This window comes from Weissella sp. ESL1139 (assembly GCF_058506735.1).
In genome coordinates this window covers 257,771-269,750 of the sequence record NZ_CP196375.1, presented here as the reverse complement: position 1 = coordinate 269,750, position 11,980 = coordinate 257,771, and the positions used below count along the sequence as shown (strand labels likewise).

The following is an 11,980-nucleotide window of genomic DNA, read 5'->3' as shown; positions in this document are numbered from 1 at the left end:
AACAAAATCGAGCGTCTGATAAACATTGATATAACAGCGTTTCCGTTGAAATAGCAATCATACCAAAATTTTCCCTTATGGAGCCGAGGGGAGTTGAACCCCTGTCCTAACATCTTGCAACCGACACCTCTACGTTCATAGCAAGGCTATTTTAATCTCACTAATCGCACGCCACTTTGCCAAGCGATCGAATTAGCCAGCCTGATTATCCTCTTCTAAACTACCCCAGACGGAGATAATTTAGCGCAGGTTGCTTCATTTGAGACTTAAATTAGCTTGCAACTAAAACTAATCTAAGCAACGCCAACTGTTTTTTAGGCAGCTAATGCGTAATTATTGTTTGAATTTTTTGCAGTTAATTCTACTGAGTGGATTATAGGGCCACAACCCCTAAACGCAGTACCAGCCCAAACAATGCCAGTCGATTCCGTAACGACCCCGTTACACAACTAAGTATATTTTATCAGACATTGGGGGCTTTAACAAATTTAGATTGTGCGATACTATCCACCTAGAATTTTAAAGTAAACTACTTTATTTATCAGCGCAAATCTTCAATATCTTGAGTAGTTTTGTCTTTTAACACTTTAAAATCAATCCGATGATCTAATAGGTATTTTTCAGTTTTTTTAGGCTTTTGCAAATGATTTAATAAATCGCCTTTTGAACGATGATCAGCATGATCTTGCTGACTTAAATTAACCCGTTGTTTGATTAATCGTCCTCTACGACCATTATCATCAAGTTTATACGTTTGCTGAGCAATACTAGTTGTCTTTAAATGAAAGCCTTCGTCATTTGTTTCATAATAAAAGTAACTCACTTGCTTTTTATTAAAATTATATTTAAAGCCCAGATGATAGCCATCGTCATTTTCAACATCATCAAAAGTTAACCTTGCGGGATCCCTTAAATTATATGAATGGGCTAACTTATGCGTATCAGCTCGCACAGTATAGGCAATTTTATCATTTGGTAACGTCATCGTTCTATAAACAATCGCTTGGTCTTCATCTTGCGTTTCTGGTTTTAAAATATGGTTCGCCATCTTTAATGGCCAAGTTAAATAACAATAGGTTGTACCGCCAACAACAAATAAACAAGCAATAACAATGCTAACTAGCGCAATCACCTTATCTTTTCTTGTTCCCATGACACCCTCCAGTTATTTAAATTTTATCAGCTTAATACGCTTAAAAAATTATTTAAAATCTTGACGCAGCAAATAATACTCATTCATATCATGCATTTCGTGGTGCATGACTTTGTCTTGTGGTCGCATACCTAACCACGTAAAGTCGAGTCTTTGCGCAACTTTATTACTAGCAGTATTTGCCACATCTGCCATAATCGTCACTTTATTTAATTGTAAATTTTCAAATGCATAGTTAATTAATGTGTGCACAGCTTTGGTCATAATGCCTTGCTGGGTGTAACTTGAGTGTAACCAATAACCAATTTCAGCAGTCTTATCATCCATTTGCATATTATGCAAATCAACAGTGCCAATTATTTTATCTTGCTTGGTAATAAAAAATAGCCGATCCGTATTTGCGACAAGTCCTTGAAATTTCAATTTAATATAATCTGCTTCAGACTTAACATCTGTGACAATCTCTTTAAAGCCAAGAAAAGGATCAAGATGTGGCAAGTCACTCATAATCAGTTCATATACTTCGGTTGCCATATTGTATTCAGGAACCACTAATGCTAAATCATCAACAATGTTTAACTTAAAATACGCTGCCATTTACTTTCACCCTATTCTTGTCAATTTAAAGTTACTAAAATCTCCTTTAAAACACTACTCTGATACACCGGTTGTTTTTGGAAACTTTGTCGTTCAACAGTTACTGCTTGCATTGCTTGATCAGATGCATTCTTTGCCATTTCCTCTTGACTACCATCCATCACGTCGATAGTCATCATCGTTAATAGTGCATGATAATAACCCAAATACCAACCATTAAAATAGGGCATAACAATATTTTCGGCTTTAACCACATTACCTTGATGAGCAGAAATTGCATGCGATTCTTCAGATAGCATGCTTAAAACCTCTTTATTTATTGTACTTTTAGGCTTTTCTAAATCAGCAACAACTTTGGTAAATTGCTCATTAGCTATCCCCTCCACTTGATCAACCCAAGCTGCTGGTTGTGCAGCCGCTTCAACACCAGAAGCAGCGCCAATAATATACAAATATGCTGCTTGAAAGCCACGTTGCATCCCCGCAACTAAAATTGGTTGCAATAAGTTTTCAACTGATTCAGTTTCTAGCGCAGCCGTTAGTTTTTGCGATGCTGCTGATAATTTTTCTTTTAACATATGGACCTCTTCAGTATTTGTTTGTCTTATTATAAACCAAAAACACGAAGTGAAACAGAAACTAGGTCGAGTATAGTTTATAACAATAATATTATTGATTAATCAAAAAAGGTCGAGATATAAATATCTCGACCTCTATTACTTAACTAATTAAATTATGCCAAAGCTCCCATTGGATCCCATGGTGCCAATTCCTTAGGTGTAACATTTTCGTAAATGTCACGTAATTCATCTGGCAAGTATTCCTTCTTAATAACAACTTGATAAGTGAATTCATCGAACCATTCATCAGACATTGTGAAGTAACCCTTGTGACCGTTCTTGTCACCCCATGAATTTTCAACCTTCCACTTAGTTGGTTGACCATCAACAAGATCAACACCAGTCAAAACCATAGCGTGAGTCATTAATGAATCACCATAATCCAAACGTTCTGCCTTAGTTAGGCTAAAGTCGATGTCAAACAAGCTGTCTTCATCGTACAACTTTGTATCCATCAAACCAGCCGCACGGTCCAACTTAGGTCCCATATCAACACCAAACCAAACATTTTCACCAGCAGAAAGTTGCTTAATTGCCAACTTCTTAAAGGTATCCAAATCTAAGTTCAAGTGCTTAACATCACGACCACCAACAACTGAGCCTAACATCTTAACACCATATGTTTGATTGTAAGGCTTGTCATCAGTTGGGGCGTTGATAATTGAAATGTAATCACTCAAATCCCAACCAATGTACTTCTTAAAGAAGTCCTTTGGTGTGATATCTTGCTCACGATGGAATTCACCATCTGTATCACGGTATGCAAAATCAAATGATAGAGGTGGCTCACCAAATGTTAGTGAAAGCATGTGGTAATTTTCTTTATTCAATGCTTCAATCTTTGCATCAACATCAGCTTCTGAAGCACCACCATTAACTAACTTACGCAATGCAATAGCATCTTTACGTAATTTACTGTTAAACAAACGGTTAAGCTCTGCAGAATGTGATGAAGCTTGTGATTCAGGGAATGCTGATTGTGGGGCAACACCATACTTTTCGATAATTGCAACAATCATATCCCATTGACCACCATCTTGTTGTGGCGTTGCAAGCAAGAAGCTTACTTCACGATCAGTTGTTGGTTTATCAGCAGTGGCAACAATGTTGTTGTAGAAGTAATTTGCTTTTTCGAATTTGTCCCAGAAAAATGTGTAACTTTGTGATAATTCAAAATCACCAGGCAAACCATGAACTGATTTCATATCATGGCGCATTGTGTTTAATGCTGCGAACATCCAGCAACGACCAGATTGCAATTGATTTGCAACTGGTGAGCTTTCTAGATCGACACTAAAAGTTGGTGTTAATTCACCAGCACGTTGATTATCACGAGCTGACTTTAAAATACCATTAGTTGTTACAGCACCACGTAATACGTCTGCTTTTGGGCTTTCAGCAACAGACTTTTTAAATGCTGCTAATTGTTCTTGGGTAATTTCACTCATTATTTAACCACCTTTTCTCATAATTATTTAAGTTTAGCGCTTTAAACATTATTATGCAAGACTTGATAACGTTTATGAGATATTAATGCGATATGCACGATAAACATATCCCTTAGACTGCAAGTTTGATAGCTCTACATTAAATACTTGGTAACCTTCTGGCGTTACTTCTAGAACATTTGAAGCATCACCATCTTTAGCATTTAGATAACCAAAGTCAATCAAATAGTTACCATTGTCTAACTTACGATTTGATCCAATTCGATCAGTAAAGTTAGCTTCGCCTAATTCTTGACCATATGACCACTCTTCTTTAGCTGTCATATTCTTCAAGTTAATCTTGACTTCACGTCCAGCTGAATATTTAGTTGAAGCCTTTTTATCACCGTATGTGACAGCGTAATTATTATCATAGAATGAAATTGTTTCTTCATCCCCATGTTGAGAACCTGGTACGACTCTAGCATCGTGTTGACCACCATTAATTGGTGTGCCCTTATCATACTTCATAACATACTTTTGCCACTTCTCAGGCCAGTCTGCCTTAGGCTTTCCTGACAAAATCCACTTTGGCTTCATTGTCTTGTAGTTAAACTTCATAACTAAGTCTTGATGACGTGAAGAAATGATAATGCTATTATCCTTCTTATCGTAATTAATAGCATTTTGATGCAACCAATCAACACGACCATCACTACGCTTGGTTGAATCATACTTGGCATACGTTGCGTCTGGGAAAATCTTCTTGAAATCAATAACCCGGACAACCTTACCTGACTTACGACCAATTTCAACCATCGTATCTTCGATATACTTTGAACCATCAGAAACGGTTGCTAGTAAATTGCCATTAGGCAACTCAATCACATCGTGGTGCACAGCTGTTGTTTCACCATCAGACTTATTCTTTGACTTCAAGTTCTCGGTTGATGACGTTTTATTACTAAATTGATAATTACGATAGATTTTACCCATGTAATTCGTTTCAATTAAATCGTTATAAACTAGTTCTTTATTGTTTTGCTTACGCAAAATTAACAAATGACCATTTTTCAAAGTCTTAAAGATATGTTGATTATATGCCGTTGAATACCAACGAATTTGACCATCCGCGTCAATCGCAAACGGCTCCTTTGTCGTTCTGGTAAAGACGGTTAAGCTATTATCACCAAGTGCCATTTGCTCTTTATTAGCAATTTTCACATTAATATTAACATCAGCTAAATTCTTTGGAAGTGCCTGCGTCTTAATATTAATATTTTTCTCTTCCGTTTTACCATTTTGATCAGTTATTTTAAACGTTACTTGATTATCAGTATCCGCGTATAACCCAACAACATTAATATTATGGACTTTCGTTTCTTTATCAACTGAATTTGTAATTGATGTATCTTGTGTTTTACCAGCTACTGTATAACTTACCTTTGCTGGATTTTCAGTTTGGAAAATCACTTTAGCCGTTAATGGTGAAGTTTTATACGGATTAGTTTGAACAAACATATTATCACTAGTATATTGTTTATCTTTAGCAGCAGCGGTATATTTTTTATTCGCCGTTTTTTGTGAATCAATTAGTTTATTATCTAAATGAACACCCAAATTGTCTTTAATTTGTGCAGTCGTTAATAACTTCGGATGTGCCTCACGATAAACTTTATGACCATAAATCCCACCGCCTACTACTATCAGAACGACGATTAATGCGATGATCCATCGCCCCCATTTTATTCGTTTACCACTACTGTCGTTATCACTCATATTTGCCCTCCTGTTATTTAGCAAAGTCCCTGTTATTATATAAGTTATCCATTTTTATTACTAAAATCAAGTAATGCCTAATAAAATTAGAATTTCCTTATAAATATATAGAAAACCGCTTACTAGTTATATCACTAATAAGCGGTTTTTAATCATAACCTACTGGGCAATAGACTATCTTTTCTTAGGAGTAGAATACTTAAAGTAAACATACTTTAAATAATTAGGTAAATTTCTATGAGTATGGGCTTGTGTTAATAAGGATGGGCTTCCCTATCAACAGTTTCTATAATAAAGGTGACGACTTAAAATTAATATAAAATAGCCTCAAACTAAACTTAAGTTGCACAAAAAAGACTTCGCCTCCACTACGAAGTACGAAGTCATTTTCATCATCTATTTAAGAGTAGAAAATATGAATAAGATTGATGACTTAATGCTAAGTATAGCATTAAAAATAATAAAATCAATCATTTTTCTAATTTTTCTTTAATAAAAAGTTGATTCTAATCTTCAAATAGCATTGTTTCATTTATAGTTGGCAAATAAGTCTTTAATCCTGCTTCTTTTAAAGCATCATTAACTCGTAATGGTTTAAACGAATGCCATGGTACTGTTAACTTATCATTAACTTGTTGTGCAATTTTTATTAAATCACTTGGTATTGCATGCCCACTAGCGCCCATTCTATTTAGTGCAATATGTTTTTGTGCCAAGTAATCTTCTAAAATTGCATAACGCTCATCATAATCTCCCAACGGCTCACCATTCATATGCAAGTAAATAAAATCAGCAAAACCATCTAGATTATGTAAATCTTTAAAATCATTTTGTACAACATATTGATTTGGGGCTTGTTTAATATCTGCCCAAGATATATCGCGCTTAATTTCATGAACAGCTTTTTGTGTTTGCTGTTCAATAATCGTTGCAAATTCATGATTCCAGACTAATTGCCGGCCCATCTCTTCAGCTACTTGTTGTAAATTGAGTAATCGCTCAGTATTACGCTGATAAGGATTAATAACAATTAATTGTTGATCTGCCTTTCGCATAGCTGTCTTAAAATCTGCCAGTAGACTAGCTTCAGTTGCCCGCTTTTGACCATCATTCTCAAAGCTAAATTCCGTACCTTCAATAAAAAACAAATCCGGTTGATGGTCATGTAAGATTTTTGTCCAATAATCAACCCGTTCTGGATGCATACCATCATAGCGAACATCTCCACTATGCACAAATTCATGTACACCATCTTGAACACGGAACATATATGCACCAGATATATCATGATCTGACAAATAGGCAGTAACCGTTAGACCGCCTATTTGGACCGGCTCTTCTGGCTTAATTGTTATTAAGTTGGCTTTAGTAATTGGCTCACGCTTTAGTGATTGTAATGTGCGATACAAGCCAATCGCTTCTGGACTCATATAAACATCAACCGTTTTAGCAAGATACTGCAAGGCACCCATATGGTCAATATGCAAATGGGAAATAAAAATTGCTTCATTAGCAAAGTCCGTTTCAACTTCACTAGAAAACCATTCAGGTATATTCGGCAACATCCCCTCATTCATTAACTGATTTGCCGACTTATCAGTTAATCCAAAAGTCGTTCCAAAATCCATTACGACCCGACTTCTTGCTCTTTCAAAAGCAACAATGTTACCACCAATCGTGTCCAAACCTTGTAATACACGCACAGTTGTTTGCATTATTGGTTATCCTTTAAAATTTTGTTAGCTTGCTTGTCCAATTTATTAAGTGACTTATTTGGATTAGTATCCTTAGTCAACATGTTATCAATTGATTCAAGCATATCAGTACGGTACTCTTGATAACCCACGAATGGTGTATCAGCAAAGGCACCTGGCAATGAATCAGTTGCAGCCTTTGCTAGTGGATTCTTATCAAGATATGTCTTATAATCTTCTGACTTAACGGCTTTCTTTGTTACTGGAATATAACCAGTATCTTCAGCCCATTGTTCAGTTTGCTTATCTGAAATTAAGAACTTCATGAAAGCAAAGGCACCCGCACTTTGTTTCTTATCAGCCTGTGATGTCAAAATAAGGTTGTTTCCAGCTAGCATTGAGTGTTGCTCACCCTTATACTCAGGAATAACTGCTGTTCCCCAATTTAAGTTGTCTGGTGCTGCTTGCTTTGTTGCTGTGATTCCAGCTGATGATAGCATGTATAGCGCTGTCTTACCATTAACAAAATTAGTTGTCCCATAAATATCAGCACCAGCAGTTTTAGCAGTACCATCCTTGACCATTGACATGATGTCATTCATTGATTGCTTGGCAGCCTTTGAATTAATATTAACTTTGCCACCAGGTGTAATTGTTTGCTTACCAGCTGACTTAGTCATCGCTTGCCATTCAGCATCAAATGATTGATCATAACCAACTGTAGCGATTTTATGGTCTTTTAACGTTTGACTCATTTTTTGCACATCATCCCATGTCTTTGGGACTGACAAATTATACTTGTCCAAAATGTCTTTGTTATATGCCATTACGCGTAATGATGAAGAAAATGGCATTGAATAATAGTGCCCATTATATTTTGATTGTTCCAAAAATCCTGGATAGATATTCTTTAAATCTTTCTTAGATAGTCCGTCTTTTCCTTTTAGTTCAGAATCAACATCTTGCACGATACCATTATTTTCATAATCAGGTACTTGCGTATAAGTTGTTTGTGCCATGGTTGGCAAGGTCTTTGACTTAGCCCCCGCCATAATTTTTTGATTCAAAGTTTTGTAATCACCTTGAGCTGTTCCCACAACTTTATACTTTGATTGTGACTTATTAAACTCATTAATTTGCTTTTTTAAAGCCTTTTGATAAGGACCTGACATCGCATGCCAGAAAGTAATCTTTTCTGGTTTACTAGCTGCATCAACCGCAGTTGGTAATGCTGTCACGACGCCTCCTGCTGTTAATAACGTTAGTGCTGAAGTTGCAATTGCTTTTGTCCACATCTTAGTCATGAGATTCTCCCTTGTCTCTATTACCCAAATATCCATACAACTATCTAAAATACTGTTCAATAAATATCCATTTATATTTTTGAGCAGTTGACCACGACAATCATCTTATCGCAGTCAACTACTCACAAATTAATGTGAGTAAATCATAATTTTTAACCCTTTAAACCACCATTGGCAACACCAGCGATGACGTATTTGTTCAACAACAAATACAAAACAACCATTGGCAAAATGACAAAGGTTGAAGCAGCCATTAGTTCAGGATAATTAACACCTGATTCACTTGAGAAGGCTTGCAACCCAACTGGCAATGTACGCATTGATTCAGTATTTGTTGCAATCAATGGCCACATGAATGAATTCCACGAACCAATTATTTGCAACAACCCAATTGTGGTAATTGCTGATTTAGCATTAGGCACTAAAATACGCCATAGGAACTGCCAATCACTGGCACCGTCGATTTTAGCGGCATAATACAATTGATCAGGAACACTCATAAAACTTTGCCTTAGTGTAAATACTGCAAAGAAGCTTGCTAACCATGGAATAATCAACGCACCATACGTATTAATCAAACGCATTTGTGATAAAGTCACAAAATTAGGAATAATTAACATTTCTGCTGGTACCATCATCGTTGCTAGCAATAAACTAAAAATAACCTTTTTACCAGTAAAATTTAGTTTAGCAAAGGCAAAGGCAGCCAAAATAGCCGTAAATAGTTGCCCTAATGTTGTTGTAAATGACACCACAACAGAATTTACAAGATATGTTGTAAATGGTGCAGCATGCCAGGCAGAAACCCAGTTTTGCCACTGCAAATTTTTAGGTAACCAAGTTGGTGGTGTTTGCAAAGCTTCGAAACCTGTTTTGAAAGCTGTCGAAATCATCCAAAAAAATGGCAAGAGCATTGTAATTGCCCCGATTGTTAAGACAGTATAAATTGCTATTTTCTTTGTTCGCATGTGTTACCCTACTCTCTAATAATGAACATGACGCTTGCTCCACCACATTTGAATAAGTGTCACAATCAAAATCATAATAAACAAAATGACACCACTGGCTGCCGCAACCCCATAGCGATTTTGCTCATAGAACATTCGGTATAGGTAATACACAACCGTCATCGCTGAATTTCCCGGACCTGGCTGACCACCAAAAAGTGAAAAAATTTCGTCGAACACTTTAAATGAACCAATCACTGCATTAACGGTTACTAAGAACGTCATTGGTGAAATCATTGGTAACGTAATATTTTTAAACCGTTGCCAACCACTCGCACCGTCAATCATGGCGGCATCGTAAAGATGTTGATCAACATTACTTAAGCCAACGAGGAAAAGTAAAATATTAAAACCTAAGCCCTTCCAAATGGCTAAAATAACTAAGCCAGCCATTGCATAATGTGGATCATTCAACCAATCAATGGAGTGAATTCCGATGAAACCCAATAAATAATTTAGCAATCCGGCATCTTTGTTATAAATCCAGCGCCAAACCATTGAAATAGCAACAATACTCGTCACAAAAGGCAAAAAATAAACGGTTCTAAAGAAACCACCCAAAAATTTAATACGATGTAACAACGCCGCTATAATTAATGACAAGGCCACTTCGATAGGCACTACCCCAACAACAAAAATTAAAGTATGCCAAACAGCATCATGAAAATTTTGATCTTCCCACAAAAACTTGAAATTATCAAAACCCATGGCATTTACTTTGTTGGTGAAAAAATTATAATCTGTATAAAAACTCATCACAAAGCTTTTAATAATCGGATAAAAATTAAATATACCCAAAATAATTAACATCGGTGCCAAATACAATAAAGCTTTTAAATTATCGCGCCAAGTTGGTTTGACATTATTCATCATAATGCTGCCACCTCCCACTCTAAGCGATTACCTTGTTGATTGAATATATGGACACCCTTACCATCTAAGCTAACCATCCCCGTTTCACCAGGTGCCAAACCTAAATCAGTTGCCGCAATTATTTCATGACCATTTAATAACAAGCGTACTTGGAACTCACGACCGAAAACTTGGGTCTCCTTTACTGTGACTTCTACTTGTGGCAAATTTGGATTAGCTGCAACAAGTGCTTCAGCACGAATACCAACAGTAGTTGCTTCAGCTGGCAAATCTAATGTTTCGGCCAAGTCGCTAGCTGCAAGATCATTAATAATTGGATCACCAATAAAGCGACTAACAAAACGGTTAGCTGGCACTTCATATAATGTTTGTGGCGTTGAGAACTGTTGAATAACACCATCATTCAATAGCATAATATGATCGGCAATATGCATCGCTTCACTTTGATCATGGGTAACAAATACTGTTGTAACCCCAGTTGCTTGTTGAATACGTCGAATTTCTTCACGCATCTCAACACGCAAACGCGCATCCAAATTAGACAAAGGTTCGTCTAACAATAAAATAGCTGGATTTTTCGCTAATGCTCTCGCAATTGCGACACGTTGCTGTTGGCCACCAGATAAATCGCTAGGAAACTTTTCTAATTGGTCATCTACCCGCACAAGCGATGCCAATTCACGAGCTTTTGCTAATCTTGTTTTCTTGTCTACTTTTGCCATTTTCATTGGAAACGCAATATTATTAATGACTGACATGTGAGGATATAGGGCATAGTTTTGAAAAACCATTCCAACACCACGTTGTAACGCTGTCTGTTTCGTTACTTCAGTATCGCCAAAATAAATTTTTCCAGAAGTCGCTTGTAATAAACCGGAAATTAAATTTAAAATTGTTGATTTTCCACCACCACTAGGTCCTAACAAAGCTGTCAATTCACCATCAGGTAATTGAAAATCAATATCGTGTAAAATTTCGTTGCCGCGATTATAAGTTAACGACACATGTTCAAACCGTACGTCCACTATCTCTTCCCCACTAATTCCATTAAAACTCGAACTTTATTTCTTAAACTTAACATAAGGTTAGCATATCACAACGAATACATAAAATAAATGTATTTTTCATAAAAATAGTTCGTGTTTTGGGTGAAAAATAGGGAAAACACCTTTAAATCAAGCAATGAAATAGCCAAAATACATAAATTAAGCAAAATAAAAAGTGGTCAAGACATTTTTGTCTTGACCACTTTCCTTAGCTATCCGCTAAAATTACTTTTATGTTTTTAGGATAGACGCCACCATTTTGATTACGCTTTATCATCAAAGCTTTCAACGCCTGTTTAAGATAAGAATCATCTTGATCATTAATTGCACGCCAAGTGATTAGTCCACCCATAGACTTAATAAGAATATGCCCACCATCAGCATAAACATTTTGATGATTTTCAATATAATAGTCGTATGCCATTACATCTCTATCTTCATATCGTTTAATAACTGTTAACATATATTTTCTCACTTTTT

Annotated in this window: 11 protein-coding genes and 1 other RNA gene; all 12 read right to left on the bottom strand. The window is 36.1% G+C overall.

The features are described 5' to 3' along the window. Positions 1-75: 75 nt before the first annotated feature. The 12 genes from ssrA to ACSYSF_RS01165 all read right to left on the bottom strand — a co-directional run bounded on the left by ssrA (position 76) and on the right by ACSYSF_RS01165 (position 11,963). Positions 76-440, bottom strand: a transfer-messenger RNA (tmRNA) gene (gene ssrA, locus ACSYSF_RS01220). 101 nt (positions 441-541) lie between these two features. Next, positions 542-1,153: a hypothetical protein gene (locus tag ACSYSF_RS01215; RefSeq protein ID WP_489867918.1), complete on the bottom strand. Its 612-nt coding sequence runs from the start codon at positions 1,151-1,153 to the stop codon at positions 542-544. Positions 1,154-1,201: 48 nt separating this feature from the next. Beyond that, positions 1,202-1,750, bottom strand: coding sequence for a GNAT family N-acetyltransferase (locus ACSYSF_RS01210; RefSeq protein WP_489867917.1), 549 nt, complete (start codon positions 1,748-1,750; stop codon positions 1,202-1,204). Positions 1,751-1,770: 20 nt separating this feature from the next. Beyond that, on the bottom strand, positions 1,771-2,328 hold the full coding sequence (locus ACSYSF_RS01205) for a hypothetical protein (RefSeq protein WP_489867916.1): 558 nt from the start codon (positions 2,326-2,328) through the stop codon (positions 1,771-1,773). Positions 2,329-2,483: 155 nt separating this feature from the next. Further along, positions 2,484-3,821 (bottom strand): C1 family peptidase, encoded by a 1,338-nt coding sequence (locus ACSYSF_RS01200; protein ID WP_489868278.1) that lies wholly within the window; start codon positions 3,819-3,821, stop codon positions 2,484-2,486. Between the two features lie 69 nt (positions 3,822-3,890). Next, positions 3,891-5,576 (bottom strand): aryl-sulfate sulfotransferase, encoded by a 1,686-nt coding sequence (locus ACSYSF_RS01195; RefSeq protein ID WP_489867915.1) that lies wholly within the window; start codon positions 5,574-5,576, stop codon positions 3,891-3,893. Between the two features lie 506 nt (positions 5,577-6,082). Continuing rightward, entirely contained in the window at positions 6,083-7,291 is a 1,209-nt protein-coding gene (locus tag ACSYSF_RS01190) for an MBL fold metallo-hydrolase (RefSeq protein ID WP_489867914.1), read from the bottom strand. Further along, complete coding sequence (locus ACSYSF_RS01185) at positions 7,291-8,574, bottom strand: ABC transporter substrate-binding protein (RefSeq protein WP_489867913.1); 1,284 nt, start codon at positions 8,572-8,574, stop codon at positions 7,291-7,293. Before ACSYSF_RS01185 ends, ACSYSF_RS01190 begins: the two co-directional genes overlap by 1 nt. Before the next feature lie 152 nt (positions 8,575-8,726). Beyond that, positions 8,727-9,542: a carbohydrate ABC transporter permease gene (locus tag ACSYSF_RS01180; RefSeq protein ID WP_489867912.1), complete on the bottom strand. Its 816-nt coding sequence runs from the start codon at positions 9,540-9,542 to the stop codon at positions 8,727-8,729. Between the two features lie 15 nt (positions 9,543-9,557). Beyond that, positions 9,558-10,451, bottom strand: coding sequence for a carbohydrate ABC transporter permease (locus ACSYSF_RS01175; protein WP_489868277.1), 894 nt, complete (start codon positions 10,449-10,451; stop codon positions 9,558-9,560). After that, positions 10,451-11,479 (bottom strand): ABC transporter ATP-binding protein, encoded by a 1,029-nt coding sequence (locus tag ACSYSF_RS01170; RefSeq protein WP_489867911.1) that lies wholly within the window; start codon positions 11,477-11,479, stop codon positions 10,451-10,453. The genes ACSYSF_RS01175 and ACSYSF_RS01170 overlap by 1 nt, the downstream gene beginning before the upstream one ends. Positions 11,480-11,708: 229 nt before the next feature. Beyond that, positions 11,709-11,963, bottom strand: coding sequence for a hypothetical protein (locus tag ACSYSF_RS01165; RefSeq protein ID WP_491737236.1), 255 nt, complete (start codon positions 11,961-11,963; stop codon positions 11,709-11,711). Positions 11,964-11,980 lie beyond the last annotated feature (17 nt).

Bases quoted from the DNA above. Each gene is read 5' to 3' on its own strand.
- ACSYSF_RS01215 (WP_489867918.1), bottom strand. From the start codon at position 1,153: ATGGGAACAAGAAAAGATAAGGTGATTGCGCTAGTTAGCATTGTTATT.
- ACSYSF_RS01210 (WP_489867917.1), bottom strand. From the start codon at position 1,750: ATGGCAGCGTATTTTAAGTTAAACATTGTTGATGATTTAGCATTAGTG.
- ACSYSF_RS01205 (WP_489867916.1), bottom strand. From the start codon at position 2,328: ATGTTAAAAGAAAAATTATCAGCAGCATCGCAAAAACTAACGGCTGCG.
- ACSYSF_RS01195 (WP_489867915.1), bottom strand. From the start codon at position 5,576: ATGAGTGATAACGACAGTAGTGGTAAACGAATAAAATGGGGGCGATGG.
- ACSYSF_RS01190 (WP_489867914.1), bottom strand. From the start codon at position 7,291: ATGCAAACAACTGTGCGTGTATTACAAGGTTTGGACACGATTGGTGGT.
- ACSYSF_RS01185 (WP_489867913.1), bottom strand. From the start codon at position 8,574: ATGACTAAGATGTGGACAAAAGCAATTGCAACTTCAGCACTAACGTTA.
- ACSYSF_RS01180 (WP_489867912.1), bottom strand. From the start codon at position 9,542: ATGCGAACAAAGAAAATAGCAATTTATACTGTCTTAACAATCGGGGCA.
- ACSYSF_RS01175 (WP_489868277.1), bottom strand. From the start codon at position 10,451: ATGAATAATGTCAAACCAACTTGGCGCGATAATTTAAAAGCTTTATTG.
- ACSYSF_RS01165 (WP_491737236.1), bottom strand. From the start codon at position 11,963: ATGTTAACAGTTATTAAACGATATGAAGATAGAGATGTAATGGCATAC.